We start from the raw sequence: 18,043 nt of genomic DNA on the forward strand, positions 1-18,043 counted from the left end.
CGGGTCTGGTTCCCGCTTCAGGCTTCCGGCTTCAGGTTCCCGCCTTTCAGAGCAGGTCGTATTGCTTGAGCTTCTTTCGCAGCGTGCCCCGGTTGAGGCCGAGCATCTCGGAAGCCTTGGTCTGGTTACCCTTGACGTAATTCATCACGGATTCCAGCAGCGGCGCTTCCACTTCGGAAAGCACCAGGTTGTACACGTCCGTGACGGCGGCGCCCTCAAGATGGGCGAAATAATTGTGCAGCGCCTTTTCGACGCTGCCGCGCAGGGTCTGGCCCTCAGCGGTAGGTGCCGTCAGGTGCTGTTTAAGGTTGGCGGTGTCGCTCACGGGTGTTGCCCCATCAAAAAAATTCTCGGTCATCGTCGTCATGCGGCCTTTTCCCCTTCGTTGTGACGCTCGGCGAAGAACTCCCGAACGTTGGCGCACTGCGCGTCCGTGGACTCCAAACGATTGAACTTGGCGCGAAACTCCCTGGCGCCCGGCAGGGTTGCCAGATACCAGCCGACATGCTTGCGGGCGATGCGAACGCCCATCTCGTCGCCGTAGAAGGCGTGCAGTGCGGCCAGGTGCTCCAGCAGTATCTGTTCCACTTCGATCAAGCCCGGCGCCGGCAGAAGTTCACCGGTCGTCAGGTAATGCGCGATCTCGCGGAATATCCAGGGTCGCCCCTGGGCCGCTCGACCGATCAGCAGGGCATCGGCACCGGTGGCGTCGAGGACCTGCCTGGCTTTCTGTGGCGAATCGATATCGCCGTTGGCAAAGACCGGAATGGACACCGCCTGCTTGATCGCAGCGATGGTGTCGTACTCGGCTTCGCCGGTGTACAGGTCTGCGCGGGTCCGGCCGTGGACGGCCAGGGCCCGGATGCCAGCCTGTTCGGCGATTTTCGCCACGTTGATGCCGTTCCTGTTCGATCGGTCCCAACCGGTGCGGATCTTCAGGGTGACGGGCACATCGACGGCCTTGACCACGGTGTTGAGGATATCGGCCACCAGGGCTTCGTCCTTCATCAGCGCCGAGCCGGCGGCCTTGTTGCAGACCTTCTTCGCCGGGCAGCCCATGTTGATATCGATGATCTGGGCACCGAGATCAACATTAGCCCTGGCCGCTTCGGCCAGCATCTCCGGATCACCGCCGGCTATCTGGACGGAACGGGGCTCCGGGTCGCCCTCGTGGAGCAGGCGCAGCCGCGACTTGCGGCTGTTCCACAGGCGCACGTCGCTGGTGACCATTTCCGATACCACCATGCCGGCGCCAAGACGGCGGCACAGCAGACGGAACGGCCGGTCGGTCACACCCGCCATGGGGGCGAGAATCACTGGATTGGGCAAGGCATAAGGGCCAATGCTAACCGCCGACATAGGTCTTCCCTGTTTGGGGCCTGCTCAGTTGAGTGCTGGGGGAGTTCGAAAAAGGGTGGGCATGATACCCGCTCTCGGTGACTGGATAAAGGCTGTTTTGAACAAATTCTGAACAGCCCTGTGCTTATCGCCGGGAGTTAGAAAACGCCTGGAGACTCCGGAATCCGGCGTCTCCAGCTTATTCGGGGGAGTGGAAGCTGAGGCTGTAGTTCACAGCCTTGGTGCCTGGGTCGAGGATGTCCAGGCTGATGTGGATAGGGGTTTGCGGAGGCATTTCCGCCTGTCCGGCCAGTTCGCCGGAAAGGTATTCGCCTGGCTTGAAGCGACGGCTGGCCAGTAATTGGCCATTGATGTCGGCAAAGCGCAGCTCCAGCAGTGGGAACGGCTGGGCGAAGGCGGCGCGGTTGTAGAGGATGGCGTCGACCACGAGGGCGCCGGAGAACTCGGGGTGGCTGCGCACCACGAGGTTGCTGCTCTTGATCAGGTCGATATCCACCTTGGAGGGCAGCTGGCAGCCGATTTCCGGGCAGATTTGCTGGAACCAGGGGCGGTACTGGTCCTGCCGGGCCAGTTCATCGAAGTGGTACCAGATGTACTGGGTGGACAGTGCGCCGATTGCGATCAGGTTCAGCAGGAACCAGCCGATCCAGCGGCCCCAGGGGCGTCTGCTTTCCTGCCAGTCCAGCTGCAGCGGCTCGTCATTCAGGTCGAGGAGGCCGTCGTCGCGGAGGGCAGGTTCGTTGCGCGAGTGTTGCAGGCGCACGGGCTCGGTAGCAGGCGGCTCGTCCAGCTCGTCGTCATCGTCGCGCAGGTCTTCGGGTTCGTCGTCGCGGGCTGAACCCAGGCTGAAGTCCGGGCCGGGCTCGTCCTCTACCAGGTCCATGGACAGGCTGGGTTCGGTGCGCTCTGCCGGAGCAGGCTTGGGCGGCTCCACTGGCGTGCGACTCACCGGCTCGGCAACTGGCTCGGCGCGCAGTTCGAAGTCAGGCCCAGCTTCGGGTTCGTGCTCGTCGTCCCGCTCGGCGGCCAGTTCCGCAGAGGGCTCCTCGGCCTCCAGCAGAGCTTCGGCCCAACCTTCATCGTGACGCGGCGTCGGTTGCGCTTCGGTCCGCACGGGTGCGGCGGGGCCCAGCAGGTCACGGGACAGGCGCTGCTCTTCCTGCTCCAGCTTGGCCAGTTCTTCGTCCAGGTCGAGGCTGTCGAGGTCCAGGTCGTCGTGAATCCACAGGGTGTCGCTACTGGCTGGCTTGACCGGCGTCGTCTGCGGTGCAACCGGCGGCTTGAGCACGGTGGCGACGCTGGGCACTGGCGCGGCCGGTGCCTGGGGTGTTGCCGGCCTGGGTGGCGCTGTCGGTGCCGCGGGCTTGGGCTTCGGGGTCGCCGGCGCTATCGCCTGGCCCTTGGCCGCCAACAGCTGCTGAGCCGCATTGAACACATGCAGACAAGCGCCACAGCGCACGGCGCCATGGGCTACGGCCAGCTGTGCGCGGCTGACGCGGAAACTGGTCTGGCAATGCGGGCACTGGGTGACGAAGCTGTCGGTCATGCGGCGATCCGGTCGAAACGAAAGGCTATTTTACTCGATCTGCTGGCTTTCAGCGGCGCACGCCACTGATGCGTACCCAGCCGTCCTTCTCTGCAGTAGGGTCGAGGTCGAAGGCGCCGGCATAGGCCGTGCGCACTTCCTCGGCCTGCTCGGCGAGGATGCCGGACAGCGCCAGGCGTCCGCCGGCTGCCACGAGGCTGGTGATCTGTGGCGCCAGCGAGACCAGCGGGCCGGCAAGGATATTCGCCACTACCACTTCGGCGGGTTTGGCTGGAAGGTCGGCCGGCAGGTAGACCGGGAAGCGCGCCGGGTCGATGCCGTTGCGCGAGGCATTGTCGCGGGAGGCTTCCAGGGCTTGCGGGTCGATGTCGGTGCCGACTGCCTGGCGCGCACCCAGGAGCAGCGCGGCGATGGCGAGGATGCCCGAGCCGCAGCCGAAATCCAGTACTTCGCAGCCGTCGAGGTCCTGGCCATCGAGCCATTCCAGGCAGAGGGCGGTGGTTGGATGCGTGCCAGTGCCGAACGCCAGGCCCGGGTCCAGCAGGAGGTTCACCGCGCCCGGCTCGGGGGCGTCGTGCCAGCTCGGTACGATCCACAGGCGGCGGCCGAAGCGCATGGGCTGGAAGTTGTCCATCCAGCTGCGTTCCCAGTCCTGGTCTTCGATGCGCTCGATCTGGTGCTCCGGTAGCGCGCCGCCGGTCAGCAGTTCCAGGTGCGCCACCAGGTTGGCTTCGTCGGTATCGGCCTCGAACAGGGCGAGCAGATGGGTATTGGACCAGAGTGGGGTGGTCCCCAGGTCCGGTTCGAAGATCGGTTGATCTTCGGCGTCCATGAAGGTTACCGAGACAGCGCCCACTTCCAGCAGGGCGTCCTCGTAGGTTTCCGCCTGTTCCGGGGTGATGGCGAGTCGAACTTGTAACCAGGGCATGACGGGACCTCTTGAAAATTCAGCGTGCACATGCGGCAGGCGCGCAAGCTTACTTGAGCACAGGCCGGAAAAACACAAGGGCCGCCATATGGCAGCCCCTGTGATCGTGGATCAGGCACCCTGAATCAGTGCTTGTCCATGCCGAGTTTCTTTTCCAGGTAGTGGATGTTGATGCCACCCTTGCAGAAACCCTTGTCGCGAGTGAGGTTGCGGTGCAGCGGGATGTTGGTCTTGATGCCGTCAACGACAATCTCGTCCAGCGCATTGCGCATGCGCGCCATGGCTTCGTCGCGGTCCTTGCCGTAGGTAATCAGCTTGCCGATCAGCGAGTCGTAGTTCGGCGGAACCGCGTAGCCGCTGTACAGGTGCGAATCGACGCGAACGCCGTTGCCGCCTGGGGCGTGGAAGTAGGTCACCTTGCCAGGGCTCGGCATGAAGTTGTCCGGGTCTTCGGCGTTGATCCGGCATTCCAGCGCATGGCCACGGATGACGACGTCGTCCTGCTTGATCGACAGCTTGTTGCCAGCGGCGATGCTGAGCATTTCCTTGACGATGTCGATGCCGGTGACCATTTCGGTGACCGGGTGCTCCACCTGCACGCGAGTGTTCATCTCGATGAAGTAGAAGCGACCGTTCTCGTAGAGGAACTCAAAGGTGCCAGCGCCGCGGTAGCCGATTTCGATGCAGGCCTGGACGCAGCGGTCCAGTACTTCGGCGCGGGCCTTCTCGTCGATACCCGGGGCTGGGGCTTCTTCCAGCACCTTCTGGTGGCGGCGCTGCAGGGAGCAGTCGCGGTCACCCAGGTGGATGGCATTGCCCTGGCCGTCGGACAGGACCTGGACTTCGACGTGGCGCGGGTTGGTGAGGAACTTCTCCAGGTAGACCATGGAGTTGCCGAACGCGGCACCGGCTTCGGTGCGGGTCAGCTTGGCCGACTTGATCAGTTCTTCTTCCTCGTACACCACGCGCATGCCGCGACCACCACCGCCACCGGCGGCCTTGATGATCACCGGGTAGCCCACTTCACGGGCGATGGCCAGCGCGGTTTCCTCGTCTTCCGGCAGCGGGCCGTCGGAGCCCGGCACGGTCGGTACGCCGGCGCGCTTCATGGCGTCCTTGGCCGATACCTTGTCGCCCATCAGGCGAATGGTGTCGGCTTTCGGGCCGATGAAGGCGAAACCGGAGTTCTCCACCTGCTCGGCGAAGTCGGCGTTCTCGGCCAGGAAGCCGTAACCCGGGTGGATAGCAGTGGCGCCGGTTACTTCGGCGGCGCTGATGATCGCCGGGATGTTCAGGTAGGACTGGGCTGCCGAAGCCGGGCCGATGCAAACGGTCTCGTCGGCCAGGGACAGGTGCATCAGCTCACGGTCGGCCGTGGAATGCACCGCCACCGTCTTGATGCCCAGTTCCTTGCAGGCGCGCAGGATGCGCAGGGCGATCTCGCCACGGTTGGCGATCAGGACTTTTTCCAACATCGCAGGCTCTCCGCGGTTCAGACGATGGTGAACAGCGGCTGGTCGTACTCAACCGGCTGACCGTTTTCCACGAGGATGGACTCGATCACGCCACTGGCTTCGGCTTCGATGTGGTTCATCATCTTCATGGCTTCGACGATGCAGAGGATGTCGCCTTTCTTCACGCTCTGGCCGACTTCGACGAAGTTGCCCGAGGTCGGGGAGGCGGCACGGTAGAAAGTGCCGACCATCGGAGAGCGCACGACGTTGCCGTTCAGCTTCGGTGCTGCCGGTGCAGCGGCTTCAGCTGCGGCGACCGGAGCGGCAGCGGCAACAGGTGCTGCTACCGGTGCCGGGGCGGCGGCGTAAACCGGCTGGGCCGCGAAGGCCTTGTTGCTGTGACGGCTGATGCGCACGGACTCTTCGCCCTCGCGGATCTCCAGTTCGTCGATACCGGACTCTTCCAGCAGTTCGATCAGTTTCTTGACTTTACGGATATCCATTAATCATCAACTCCCAAGGGGTGAGGTCAGGGGCGTTCAAGGTGTTCTAGCGCCGCGTCCAGGGCCAGGCGGTAGCCGGTGGCACCCAGACCGCAGATCACTCCTACTGCAACGTCGGAGAAGTAGGAGTGGTGGCGGAAAGGTTCCCGTTTGTGCACGTTGGACAGGTGCACTTCGATGAATGGGATGCTCACTGCGAGCAATGCGTCACGTAGGGCGACACTTGTATGCGTGAAAGCAGCAGGATTGATGATGATGAAGTCCACTCCTTCACCGCGGGCCGCATGAATCCGGTCGATGAGTTCGTACTCGGCATTGCTCTGCAGGTACATCAGGTGATGGCCGGCCTCGCGAGCGCGGCGCTCCAGGCCCTGGTTGATCTCGGCCAGGGTCGTGGCCCCGTACTTATCGGGTTCGCGGGTGCCCAGCAGGTTGAGGTTGGGGCCGTGCAGGACGAGCAGGGTGGCCATGCTGTTTGTTCCTTATTGGAGGCCAGGCGGCACTATGCCGGACAGCGGAAAAGGCTGTCCAGTTGCCGACAGTAATCGACAAGATGCCCGGTGTTTGCGGCAAATATATGACGTTGCATGCGTCAGCGCGACGCATTCGCCTGTTGCAGACGGGCGGCGAAGGCCTTGGCATCGACTTCACCTACGACACGCAGATCGGCCAATTCGTCACCCTTGCCGTTGAAGAACAGGATGGCCGGCGGCCCGAACAGCTTGTAGCGATCGAGCAGGGCGCGTTGTTCCGGATTGCTCTCGGTCATGTCGAAGCGGATAAGGCGGTAGCCGCCCAGCTGCGAGGTAACCTCCATGGCGGTAAGGACTTCACGCTCGATCACCTTGCAACTAATGCACCAGTCGGCATACCAGTCCAGCAGCAGCGGCTGGCCAGAGCCTTTGGCCTCTGCGAGGACCCCGGTGAGTTCCACCGGAGTCTTGATCGTTTGCCATGCTCCGCTGGCCGGGGCGACGGACGGCGCACCAACCAGGTGCGCACGGCCGAGCGGACGCAACGGATCGGATTCTCCCTTGAGGGCGCCCGACCAGGCAGCCACTGCGTAGACCAGCAGGACCAGTCCTGCCAGTTGACCCAGGCGCTCGCGCGGAGCCTTGGGGGTGAATTCCAGGGCGCCGAGGAACAGCGCAACGCCGCCGGCAAGCAGGCCCCAGAGGCCCAATGCCAGGGGGCCGGGCAGGACGCGTTCGAGCATCCATACCGCTACCGCCAGCAGCAGCACGCCGAAGGCATTGCGTACGCTGACCATCCACTGGCCTGCCTTGGGCAGCAGCGCACCGCCGCCGGTGGCGAACAATACCAGCGGGGCGCCCATGCCCAGGCCGAGGGCGAAGAGCTTGAGGCCGCCTCCCAGGGCGTCGCCGCTTGCACTGATATAGAGCAGGGCTCCGGCCAGCGGCGCAGAGACGCAGGGCGAGACCAGCAGGCTGGAGACCACGCCGAGCAGCGCGGCGCTCCAGATCGAGCCACCCTTGGTGCTGCCCGCCAGCGAATCCAGCGGGCCGCTGATGAAGCGCGGCAGGCGTAGTTCATAAAGGCCGAACATGGCCAACGCGAAGAGGGTGAAGAAGCCGGCGAAGGGCACCAGTACCCAGGGCGACTGCAAGCGTGCCTGCAGGTTGAGTTCGGCGCCGAACAACCCCATCAGCGCACCCAGCAGGGCAAAGCAGGCGGCCATCGGTAGGATGTAGGCCAACGAAAGCGTCAGGCCGCGTCCGCCGCCGGCCTTTCCGCGCAGTACCACGCCGGAAAGAATCGGCAGCATTGGCAGCACGCAGGGCGTGAAGGTCAGACCGAGGCCCGCGAGGAAGAACAGGGCCAGTTCGTGCCAGCCCCAGCCCGTGCCGGCGGTGCTGCTGCCCAAGGAGTCAATGCCGCTGCTGGCGCCACCCTCAGCCAGTTTGATGACCTCGGTCTCTGGCGGATAGCACAGGCCCTTGTCGGCGCACCCCTGGTAAGTCACTCGCAACTCGGTGGGGGCCTTGCGTGACGGGTCCACCGGCAGGTTGACGTCGGTGACGCCGTAGTACACCTCGACGTCGCCGAAGTACTCGTCGGTCTTGTGCTTGCCGGCCGGCAGCACGGGCTGGCCCAGGCCGCTGTCGGCGGGCTCTGCGCGGAACTGGAAGCGGTGACGATAAAGGTAATAACCCTCGGCATTGGTGAAGCGCAGCTTCACCGAGGTGGGGCTGCTTTCCACGAGGCTGAGGCGGAAGGCCTCGCGAACCGGCAGGAAGTCTCCGCTGTTATTGAGGGAGGCACCCAGGGTCGGGCTCGGGCGGTTGTCCAGCAACCCTGCGGCGGCGGGCAGGGCCACCAGCAGAAAGATCAGGCTCAGCAGACGGCGCATGGAGGTCTCTTGGGGCGGAAAACGCTCGCATCATAACGGACCTCGACGGCTTCCTGCAGGCTCCGGGCTGTAAGCGGTTTTGTCCTCAGGGCGAAAGGTCGTGCGGACGGTGCCTATAGGCATGATGGACTTCTGTGCGCCACGCGGAATCGTCGGGCGATTGAATGGGCGCGACAATAGGTCGCGCCGTTTCGTCAGACGCGGAAGGCCTGCACGGCCGTGTGCAATTCACCCCCCAGGCGCAGCAGGCGTTCGCCTTGGCTGCGGCTTTCGTCAATGCGCGCGAGGTTGCTGCCGCCGAGCTGGTGGATCTGTTCGCTGTGGTCGCGGATTTCGCTGACTGCGCCGCTCTGCTGGGCAGTGGCGTCGGCAATCCGTTCGGCCATGCTGGCGATCGTGCGAATCGCACTGACCACTTCCACCAGTGCGCCGTCGGCGGCGGCGGCCTGTTCGGCGCTGGCTTCGGCATGTTCGACCTGGATACGCATGGCGTCGACCGATTGCCGTGCAGCCTGCTGGAGGCGAGCGATCAGCTGCTGGATTTCAGCCGTGGCCCCCGCAGTGCGCTGGGAAAGGGAGCGCACTTCCTCGGCGACCACTGCGAAGCCGCGGCCCATTTCACCCGCCCGAGCGGCCTCGATGGCGGCGTTGAGCGCCAGCAGGTTGGTCTGCTCGGCGATGCCACGGATCACCGTCAGCACCTTGTCGATGGTTTCGGTCTCTTCCGCCAGGCGCTCCACGGCCTGGGCGTTGTTCTGCACTTCGCCCACCAGTTGGTGAAGTCCGGCCAGGCTCTGGTCGATCACGCTCTGGCCCTGTTCCACGGCCAGACCGGCATCGCGGCTGGCATCGGCGGCCAGGCTGGCATCGCCGGCCACCTGTTGGATAGTGTTTTCCAGTTCGCCCAGGGCATCGCGGATCTGTGCGGTGCCGCCCGCCTGGTCCTCGGCGCCGGCGTGGAGTCCGTTGTTCAGCTCGGCCAGGGTGCTGCTGCTGCCGGCGACTTTCTCGGCGTGCTGGCGAATGGTGCCCACCAGTTCGCCGAGATAGTCGCGCAGGCGATTGAGCGAGTCTTCGATGCGACGCAGGTCGAGCGTGCGGGAGCCCAGGGCTATGGGGCGGCTGAAATCGCCGGCGGCCCAGGCTCCCAGGGCGCTGACCAGACGCCCGAGCACCTGGGTCAGGCGGCGCTGGATGCGGTCGATGCACAGGGCGATGAGCAGAATCAGGCCGATCATCAGGCCTTGCATGACCCGCACTTCAGCCTGGATGCGACCGTGTTCGGCACGCACTTCGGGCTCCAGGGCGGCCAGTGCGGTTTGCAGGGCATCCACGCGCTGGGTGGTGGCAGCGGCGAGTTCGCTGCGCCGCTGGATCAGGTCGCGGGTGCGCGCCAGTTCGCCCGGATAACGCTTGAGCAGACCGGCCAGTTCACGCTTGAGGGCGATGCCGCGATCTTCGGTCTGGCTGGTTTCATTGCTGCTTTCCAGGCCCATCATCGCGGCGAAGTCATCGGCGGCCGAATTGCTGCTGTCGGCCACGCCGAGCAGGGGCAGTTGGTCCAGCCGGGCGCTGTCACGACCGAGTGCCTCCAGTTCGCGCTCGACGTCGGCGGCCAGTTCGTCGCGCCCGCTGGCCACCAGCTTCGCGCGGGCCTGGCTGAGGCGGTTGAGGTGCTGGGCGGCGGCGAACAAGGGGGCTCGATAATCGCTGGCAGGCGGCGAGCTGGCGGAGTCGGCGTACTGGGCGAGCTGGTCGAGGGAGCCGGCGATTTCCCGCTCGGCCTGGATCAGCAGGCCCTGGGGATCACCTGCCAGCTTGCCGGCTGCGAGCAGTTCGTCGCGCGTGAATTCGCGCAGCTCAACAAAGCTGGGGAGCAGGTCCTGGGTCAGTTCGCTCGGGAGCTGGGCGAGGCGTTGCTCCAGGCTGTCGATGCCCTGGGCGGCGGCACTGTGACGCAACGCATCGCCGCTGTTGAGGTAGGCCTGAACGTTGTCCACCACCTCACCCTGGAAACGCTGGGCCAGGTCCAGGTACTGCTCCATGAGTTGATAGGGGCGTTCAAGTGCCCGCTGCGACCACCAGAGCGTGGCTCCCAATGCCAGGCACACGGTGACCAGCAGCAAGGTAATGAGGTTGGTGAGCAGTTTCAGGCGCATCGCGTCCTCGACAGACAGCTGAGGGGATGGCTAGATGATATTGCTGTTTGGTGACAGTCCCGTGACGACGGTTCTCAGTCGCGGTGCAGCTCAACCCGATTACGACCGCCGTGCTTGGCGCAATAGAGCGCTTCGTCCGCCTGCTTGGACAGCTGGTTGATATCGAGGTCGTCATGCAGTTGGGCAATACCGCAGCTGAAAGTGCAGGACAGGTCGTGGGGCTGGGCCGGGTAGCGGATCTCCGCGAAGCGCCGGCGGATTTCCTCCAGCACGCGATGGGCCGCGTCGAGATCGGTATCCGGCAGGACCACCGCGAATTCCTCGCCACCGTAGCGGCCGATATGGTCGGTCTTGCGCAGGCGCTGCTTGAGGAACAGCGCAAGGCTCTTGATCACCCGGTCGCCCATGGGATGGCCATAGGTGTCGTTGACCTTCTTGAAGTGATCGATATCGAGCATGGCGAAGCACAGCGGCTTGCCTTCCCGGCGGGCGCGGGAGCAGGCGTCCTCCAGCAGTTGCAGCGTATGGGTGTGATTGAACAGCCCGGTGAGGCTGTCGCGCACCATGCGTGCCTTCAGGCTGCGAGCCCGCTTGGCGCGAGTACGGACCGTCGCGATCAGGTGGCGCGGCTTGATCGGCTTGGTCAGAAAGTCGTCGCCGCCTTCGCTCATCGCATCCAGCTGTTTGTTGAGGTCATCCTCCGCCGACAGGTAGATGATCGGCACGCTTACATAGCGCTCGTGCTGGCGAATCACCTTGGCCAGCTCGGTACCCAGGCATTCGGGCATGTACATGTCGAGGATGATCAGGTCCGGCTGGAATTCGGCCAGGGCCAGCAGGGTCTTCACCGGCTCGGTGATGACGCGGGTGACGATGCCGGCGGAGTTGAGGATCAGCTCGGTGTGGGTGGCCTGGGCGCGGGAGTCGTCCACCACCAGCACCTTGAAGGGATCGTAGTGGGCGGTGCGGGTCAGGGTTTCCAGTTTTTCCAGCAGGCTGGAGGCATCCAGGGCGCCGGTGAAAAATTCCTGGCCGCCGGCACGCACTGCTGCCAGGCGCGTTGGTGCATCCGCTTCTTCATGGCTGAAGAAAATGATCGGCAGCTTCTGCTCCAGCCCTTGCTGGGCTTCGCGTGCCAGATCCAGGCCCTTGCCGGGGCCGGAAAAGTCTACTTCCAGCACGATCGCAGCCGGATGCCGTTCGGCCATGGCCGAGCGGAAGGCGTTGGCGCTCTCGCAGAGCTGGGCGTTGAGGCCGAAGAACTCCAGTTGCTGGGTCAGGCGTTCGGCACGGTCCTCGCTTTGCAGAGCCAGGTACACCGGCTTGCGCAAGGGCGGAAGGAAGGTCTGCTCGAACTGGTCGCCATGCCGCAACCCGGTGCGCGACAGGCGCTGCATCAACAGGCTGAGTTCGGTGATCAGGTCGCTGGACAGCCGGCCGCGATTCTCTTCCACGCCACGCAAGCATCTGCCAATGGCCACGGCCAGGCGCGTGTGCTCCGGCTGTTCGAAGCGTTCGGCGTAGCGCTGCAGGTTGAGGCTGGCCTCGGCCAGCTCGGTCATGCAGGCCGTGCTCCACTCGCTGCGTTGCAGGCGCTGCCAGATCTCCAGAACATGCCGCGCCTGGTTGATTACTCGCTGGGCGAAGTGGTTCTTGAGTCGGTCGCGGCTGGGATCTTCGTGCTCGGTCATGGCCGGGGATGTCGCCTGGAGACGATCTAGATGATGGCGCCATGCTATCACCTTGTAGGCGGTACGCCAGTGCCATCTGTCCCGATTTTGCGGGGTACGTCAGGTAAATACCGTCAGCAAGTCGCCAAGGACCCGGAAACACCGCGTGCACCGGCGGTTGGTTTGGTTCGCGGGCACTGCGCCGCGCCTGCGCATCACTTATAGTGCAGGACTTGGCCGCAACGCTCCGGGCGTAACGCGGTCGAACCTATCCGTGCTGATCGAAATTCGAAGGACACTGCCATGCTGGACTGGAAGAAGCGTATGGGCGATGCGCGTGAGCGCGTCGATGATTCGGTTGACGATGTACGCAGCTACCTCGGTGGCATCTGGCTGAGTCGTGCCCTTGGCAGCCTGCTGGCGATCTACCTGCTCGCCTGTGTCGTGGTGGGTTGGTACTGGAGCAGCGAGCCCGATCTCTTCCCAGTGCAGCAGAACGCCCAGGCAGCCGCCGAGCGTGCCGGCCGGCAGATGGTCAGTGGCTACACCACCGTGGAAACCCTGAAGACCGTGGGGCAGACCCTGCTCGACAAGAGCGGCGGTTACCTCTCCAACGACCTCGCCCCACCCGGCCTCTGGCTGGACAATATGCCCAGCTGGGAATACGGCGTACTGGTGCAGGTGCGCGACCTGTCCCGCGCCCTGCGTAAGGACTTCGCCCGCTCCCAGTCGCAGTCCACCGAGGATCCGGACCTGGCCAAGGCCGAGCCGCGCTTCAACTTCGACAACAAGAGCTGGGCGCTGCCCGCGTCCGAGTCCGAGTACAAGGAAGGCATCCGTTCGCTGGACCGCTACCTGGCGCGCCTGTCCGATCCCAAGCAACCCAGCGCACAGTTCTATACCCGTGCCGACAACCTGAACAACTGGTTGGGCGACGTCGCCACTCGCCTCGGTTCGCTGTCCCAGCGCCTGTCCGCCAGCGTTGGCCGGGTGCGCTTGAACACCGACATCAGCCCGGAAGCCGCCGCCGCCACCGGCAAGGTGCCGGAGGTGAGCGAGGAGATCGTCGAGACGCCCTGGCTGCAGATCGACAACGTCTTCTATGAAGCCCGCGGCCAGGCCTGGGCGCTGTCCCACATCCTGCGCGCCATCGAAGTCGACTTCGCCGACGTGCTGGCGAAGAAGAACGCCACCATCAGCGTGCGCCAGATCATCCGTGAACTGGAGGCCGCCCAGGAGCCCCTGTGGAGCCCGATGGTGCTCAACGGCAGCGGCTACGGCGTGCTGGCCAACCACTCGCTGGTGATGGCCAACTACATCTCCCGTGCCAACGCCGCTGTAATCGACCTCCGTCAGTTGCTGGAGCAGGGCTGATGGCCATGGACGATCGCGAGGCGGCCCATCGCGCCGCCTCCGACGCCGAGCAAGTGGCCTGGGTCGATGAGCAGGATCGCCCCCTCGGCGGCCTGCCCCGCGCCCAGCTGAGAGAGCGCGGATTGATTTCCCGAGGCACGTTCATTCTCCTGTTCAACTCCGCCGGCCAGCTCTGCGTGCATCGCCGCACGCTGAGCAAGGCGCTTTATCCGGGCTACTGGGATGTGGCTGCCGGCGGCATGGTGCAGGAAGGTGAGGGCTACGCCGAATCGGCGGCCCGTGAGCTGGAAGAAGAGCTCGGCGTTGGCGGGGTTTCGCTGCGCGAGCATGGCCGCTTCTATTTCGACGAGCCGGGCAATCGTCTCTGGGGCGCGGTGTTCTCCGTCGTCTCCGATGCACCGCTGAAGTTGCAGCCGGAAGAGGTGATGGAGGCACGCTTCATGTCGGTGGATGAGGCGCTTTCCCTGACTCCTTGCTGCCCGGACTCCCTCAAGGCGTTACAGCTTTACCTGGCATCACATACGTGAATGCTCCGGTAGGAGCCCGCTTGCTGGCGAACCCTTCGCGAGCAAGCTCGCTCCTACCAGGGGGGGGTAGTCGTTCCCGCTTGGCCAAAGGCCCGCCCCAAACCCGCGTCAGGCGTGGGTTTGTGCAGAATCTCGGACCCTTCCGTGCGGGATGCTGCACGAGGTCGCCAATCTGTCGATCAATGGCGCATTTTCGTACTTAGCATTCGCTGCGAATGCTGATAAATTTCGCCGCCTTTCAAGCCCGGCCACATACCGGGTGCGCTGCCCCTGCCAGAGTGGGGCTTCGCGGTCGGCTCCCCGCCGACCAGTCGCTATCCTGACCCCTACGAGGAAAGCCGGTGGTCAAGAAAGCTTCGTCCTTTGCCGCCCTGGGCGGCCTGGTGTACTCCACCGACAGCGGCCGGCATTGCCCGGATTGCCGCCAACCCATCGATGCGTGCATCTGCAAGCAAGCCGTCGTGCCTGCTGGCGATGGCATTGCCCGCGTGCGCCGTGAAACCAAGGGTCGTGGCGGCAAGACCGTCACCTCCGTCAGCGGCGTGCCGCTGGCCGAGGACGCCCTGAAGGAGTTGGCTACCGCGCTCAAGCGTCGCTGCGGGACGGGTGGAGCCTTGAAGGACGGCGTGATCGAGATCCAGGGCGACCACGTGGACCTGTTGCTTGAAGAACTCGCCAAGCGCGGCTTCAAGGCCAAGAAATCCGGCGGCTGAGCCACGGCTTTCTAAACTGACCGTCAGAGCAGCGGTCAACACTCCAACGTCACACGACCGAATTAACCTGTCCAAGCCCCCGGCATGATCCGGCGGGCATGGCGCTTTTCTATCCCATAGGGGGAAACCGATGTCTGCACGACGCACGCGCAAGGACGATGGCACTAGCTGGACCGTGGCCGACAGCCGCAGTGTCTATGGTATTCGCCATTGGGGGGCCGGCTATTTCGCAATCAACGAAGCGGGCCGCGTCGAAGTGCGCCCGCGTGGAGCCGGCAGCGAGCCGGTGGACTTCTACGACATCGTCGGCGACCTGCGCGAAGCGGGCCTGTCCCTGCCGCTGCTGGTGCGCTTCCCGGATATCCTGCAGGACCGCGTGCGCCAACTGACCGGTGCGTTCGATGCCAACATCGAGCGACTGGAGTATCAAAGCCGCTACACCGCCCTGTACCCGATCAAGGTCAACCAGCAGGAAGCGGTGGTGGAAAACATCATCGCTACCCAGAACGTTTCCATCGGCCTAGAGGCAGGCTCCAAGCCCGAGCTGCTGGCCGTACTGGCACTGGCGCCCAAGGGCGGCACCATCGTCTGCAACGGCTACAAGGACCGAGAGTTCATTCGTCTCGCGTTGATGGGCCAGAAGCTCGGCCACAACGTCTTCATCGTCATCGAGAAGGAAGCCGAGGTGGAGTACGTCATCGACGTCGCCGCCGAGCTCAAGGTCGCGCCTCAGGTGGGCCTGCGCGTGCGGCTGTCGTCCCTGGCCTCGTCCAAGTGGGCCGACACCGGTGGCGAGAAATCCAAGTTCGGTCTTTCCGCCGCGCAGATCCTTTCGGTGGTGGAACGCTTCCGCAAGGCCGGCCTGGATCAGGGCGTGCGCCTGCTGCACTTCCACATGGGCTCGCAGATCGCCAACCTCGCCGACTACCAGCACGGTTTCAAGGAAGCCATCCGTTACTACGCGGAGCTGCGCAACCTCGGCCTGCCGGTCGACCACATCGACGTCGGCGGTGGCCTCGGCGTGGACTACGACGGCACCCACTCGCGCAACGCCAGCTCCATCAACTACGACATGGACGATTACGCCGGCGTGGTGGTGGGCATGCTCAAGGAGTTCTGCGACGCCCAGGGCCTGCCGCACCCGCATATCTTCTCCGAGAGCGGCCGCGCCATGACTGCGCACCACGCCGTGCTGGTGATGCAGGTGACCGACGTCGAGCGCCACAATGACGCCGTGCCGCAAATCGACAACGCTGCCGAACAGCCGGAGATCGTGCGCTGGCTGATGGACATGCTCGGCCCAACCGATGCCGAGATGGTCACCGAGACCTACTGGCGTGCCACTCACTACATGGGGGATGCTGCTACTCAGTACGCCGAGGGCAAACTGACCCTCGCCGAGAAGGCCCTCGCCGAGCAGACCTACTTCGCCATCTGCCGTCGCCTGCACAATCAGCTCAAGGCGCGCCAGCGTTCCCATCGCCAGGTGCTCGACGAGCTGAACGACAAGCTCGCGGAGAAGTACATCTGCAACTTCTCGGTGTTCCAGAGCCTGCCGGACACCTGGGCTATCGGCCAGGTACTGCCGATCATCCCGCTGCATCGCCTTGACGAGGAACCGCTGCGCCGCGCTGTGCTGCAGGACCTGACCTGCGACTCCGACGGCAAGATCAACCAGTACGTCGACGAGCAGAGCATCGAGACCAGCATGCCGGTGCATGACGTGCGCGAAGGCGAGGACTACCTGCTGGGCGTATTCCTGGTGGGCGCCTACCAGGAAATCCTCGGCGACATGCACAACCTGTTCGGCGACACCGACTCGGTGAACGTCTACCAGCACGACGACGGCAGCGTTTACCACGCCGGTATCGAAACCCATGACACCATCGAAGACATGTTGCGCTACGTGCACCTGTCGCCCGAGGAGTTGATGGCCCTGTATCGCGACAAGGTATCCAGCGCCAAGCTGAGCCCACGCGAGCGTACCCAGTACGTTGACGCCCTGCGTCTGGGGCTGACCCGCTCCTCCTATCTGTCTTCCTGATAGGTGTGAAGCGACCCGTAGGTTGGTGCAGGGCGAAGCGAAGCCCAACATCTCCGCTGCGCGTCGTGAACAGGCTCACTGATGAATGAAAAAGCCCGGCTATGTGCCGGGCTTTTTCATGGACGCCAATCTGCGCACACCCGACAAAACCCCTGGCAAAATTCCCGATCCGGCGCTTTCATCCTTGCGAGCATTTCTCAACTTGTCGGGAGCTTTGCCAATGCCACGCGTCCTTCTGCTCGAATGCAGCCCCAATGACCAGGCCTCGCCCGGCGGCCAACTGGCCCGGGAAATGGCCCGGCGCATCCATCCAAAGGCCGAGGTGATCGTCCGTAACCTGGTGCGTGAACCGCTGCCGCCCCTTTGTGCGGGTTACGCCGAAGCGGTGGTGGGCAAGTCGGATTGCGCGGACGAGCACTTCGCCATTTCCGAGCAGTTGATCGGCGAGCTGGAGCGCAGCCATTACCTGCTGATCTCCACACCGATGCACAACTACATGGTGCCGGCGGCGCTGAAACTCTGGCTGGATTACGTCGTGCGCATCCGTCGCACCTTCGAGATCCACAACGGCCAGCGCGAGGGTTTGCTGGAGGACCGGCCAACTTTCGTGGTGTTGAGTTCCGGCGGGCACTACCTGGGCGCCAAGGCCAAGCAGATGGATTTCCTCTCGCCCTACCTGCGCCATGTGCTGGGCATCATCGGCCTGCACCATGTGGAGTACATCCACCTGCAGGGCCTGGCCGACGGCGACGAAGCGGTGGCCGCTGCCCTGCAGCAAGCGCGGGAGCGCCTTTCGTTCAATCCGGTCTTCGCCCCCGAACCCTTCCCGGATGTGGTGCTGTAGGGGCGGAGACGCCACTCACCTCCAGCGCACCCTGCGGGGAGCCAGGCGCCGCATCAGCCTCAGTTGCCGATCACGCCATAGCCGCGCGCCATCAGCACCGCGAACAGCGGCATCAGCAGCGCCAGCAACAGCTCCAGGCGGATAACCATGATCACCGCCTTGGCCTTGCCGGGGCTGACCTCAGGTACCTGGCCGGCTTTCAGTGCATTGCGCCAGTTGAGGAAAACGAAAGTGGGGAAGCCTGAAAGCAGGGCGATCAGTGCGAACAGGCCCATCTTCGCGTGAAACATCGAGTTGTTCAGGTAGTAGTCCACGCCCTTGTCGTACCAGAAAACCCGCGCCAGGCCGGTGACCAGCACTGCGCCGGCGGCCACGCCATAGGTCATGTCGACGCGCACCAGGCTGCGGGCGCGCTCCAGGTCGAGCGGCAACTTGAACAGACGGTGCTCCAGGGTGAGCAGGGCGAACAGCACGAAAATCGACAGGAAATGCAGGTAAGCGGCGACAGCTTGTCCCATGGTTACTCCTCAGGTCATCAGGTCAGTTGTGGT

Annotated in this window: 16 protein-coding genes; 5 read left to right on the forward strand and 11 right to left on the reverse strand. The window is 64.2% G+C overall.

Annotation, left to right across the window (positions count from 1 at the left end):
* Window positions 1–46: 46 nt before the first annotated feature.
* From fis to E8E75_RS20270, 10 genes are all read right to left on the reverse strand, one after another.
* Window positions 47–367 carry a DNA-binding transcriptional regulator Fis gene (gene fis, locus E8E75_RS20225; protein ID WP_120654312.1) on the reverse strand — a complete coding sequence of 107 codons (321 nt, stop codon included), beginning with the start codon at window positions 365–367 and terminating at the stop codon, window positions 47–49.
* Window positions 364–1,359 carry a tRNA dihydrouridine synthase DusB gene (gene dusB, locus E8E75_RS20230; RefSeq protein WP_153918064.1) on the reverse strand — a complete coding sequence of 332 codons (996 nt, stop codon included), beginning with the start codon at window positions 1,357–1,359 and terminating at the stop codon, window positions 364–366. Before dusB ends, fis begins: the two co-directional genes overlap by 4 nt.
* Window positions 1,360–1,537: 178 nt before the next feature.
* Window positions 1,538–2,905 carry a DUF3426 domain-containing protein gene (locus tag E8E75_RS20235; RefSeq protein WP_120654314.1) on the reverse strand — a complete coding sequence of 456 codons (1,368 nt, stop codon included), beginning with the start codon at window positions 2,903–2,905 and terminating at the stop codon, window positions 1,538–1,540.
* Window positions 2,906–2,954: 49 nt separating this feature from the next.
* Window positions 2,955–3,833: a 50S ribosomal protein L11 methyltransferase gene (gene prmA / locus E8E75_RS20240; protein ID WP_120654315.1), complete on the reverse strand. Its 879-nt coding sequence runs from the start codon at window positions 3,831–3,833 to the stop codon at window positions 2,955–2,957.
* Window positions 3,834–3,958: 125 nt separating this feature from the next.
* Entirely contained in the window at window positions 3,959–5,308 is a 1,350-nt protein-coding gene (gene accC, locus E8E75_RS20245; RefSeq protein ID WP_120654316.1) for an acetyl-CoA carboxylase biotin carboxylase subunit, read from the reverse strand.
* Window positions 5,309–5,325: 17 nt separating this feature from the next.
* Window positions 5,326–5,790, reverse strand: a complete 465-nt coding sequence (gene accB / locus E8E75_RS20250) for an acetyl-CoA carboxylase biotin carboxyl carrier protein (protein WP_120654317.1) — start codon at window positions 5,788–5,790, stop codon at window positions 5,326–5,328.
* Between the two features lie 26 nt (window positions 5,791–5,816).
* Window positions 5,817–6,260: a type II 3-dehydroquinate dehydratase gene (gene aroQ, locus E8E75_RS20255; RefSeq protein ID WP_120654318.1), complete on the reverse strand. Its 444-nt coding sequence runs from the start codon at window positions 6,258–6,260 to the stop codon at window positions 5,817–5,819.
* 122 nt (window positions 6,261–6,382) lie between these two features.
* Window positions 6,383–8,161, reverse strand: coding sequence for a protein-disulfide reductase DsbD (locus E8E75_RS20260; RefSeq protein ID WP_120654319.1), 1,779 nt, complete (start codon window positions 8,159–8,161; stop codon window positions 6,383–6,385).
* Window positions 8,162–8,355: 194 nt separating this feature from the next.
* On the reverse strand, window positions 8,356–10,320 hold the full coding sequence (locus tag E8E75_RS20265; protein ID WP_120654320.1) for a methyl-accepting chemotaxis protein: 1,965 nt from the start codon (window positions 10,318–10,320) through the stop codon (window positions 8,356–8,358).
* Between the two features lie 74 nt (window positions 10,321–10,394).
* The gene (locus tag E8E75_RS20270) at window positions 10,395–12,011 is read right to left on the reverse strand and encodes a PleD family two-component system response regulator (protein ID WP_120654321.1); all 1,617 of its coding nucleotides are present in this window, start codon (window positions 12,009–12,011) and stop codon (window positions 10,395–10,397) included.
* A 282-nt stretch (window positions 12,012–12,293) separates the two neighbouring features.
* Between E8E75_RS20270 and E8E75_RS20275 the strand changes: the two genes are divergently transcribed.
* From E8E75_RS20275 to E8E75_RS20295, 5 genes are all read left to right on the forward strand, one after another.
* Entirely contained in the window at window positions 12,294–13,364 is a 1,071-nt protein-coding gene (locus tag E8E75_RS20275) for a DUF2333 family protein (protein WP_120654322.1), read from the forward strand.
* On the forward strand, window positions 13,364–13,891 hold the full coding sequence (locus tag E8E75_RS20280) for an NUDIX hydrolase (protein ID WP_120654323.1): 528 nt from the start codon (window positions 13,364–13,366) through the stop codon (window positions 13,889–13,891). The genes E8E75_RS20275 and E8E75_RS20280 overlap by 1 nt, the downstream gene beginning before the upstream one ends.
* A 341-nt stretch (window positions 13,892–14,232) precedes the next feature.
* A complete protein-coding gene (locus tag E8E75_RS20285) occupies window positions 14,233–14,604 on the forward strand; it encodes a translation initiation factor Sui1 (protein WP_120654324.1) in 372 nt (123 codons plus the stop codon).
* A gap of 130 nt (window positions 14,605–14,734) precedes the next feature.
* Entirely contained in the window at window positions 14,735–16,648 is a 1,914-nt protein-coding gene (speA, locus tag E8E75_RS20290) for an arginine decarboxylase (RefSeq protein WP_120654325.1), read from the forward strand.
* A 220-nt stretch (window positions 16,649–16,868) separates the two neighbouring features.
* The gene (locus E8E75_RS20295) at window positions 16,869–17,492 is read left to right on the forward strand and encodes an NAD(P)H-dependent oxidoreductase (protein ID WP_153918062.1); all 624 of its coding nucleotides are present in this window, start codon (window positions 16,869–16,871) and stop codon (window positions 17,490–17,492) included.
* Window positions 17,493–17,551: 59 nt separating this feature from the next.
* Here E8E75_RS20295 and E8E75_RS20300 read toward each other — a convergent pair whose 3' ends face one another.
* A complete protein-coding gene (locus E8E75_RS20300) occupies window positions 17,552–18,010 on the reverse strand; it encodes a DUF2214 family protein (protein WP_120654327.1) in 459 nt (152 codons plus the stop codon).
* Between the last annotated feature and the right edge of the window lie 33 nt (window positions 18,011–18,043).

It is taken from the genome of Pseudomonas sp. BN606, assembly GCF_029873115.1.
Classification (GTDB): Bacteria; Pseudomonadota; Gammaproteobacteria; order Pseudomonadales; family Pseudomonadaceae; genus Metapseudomonas.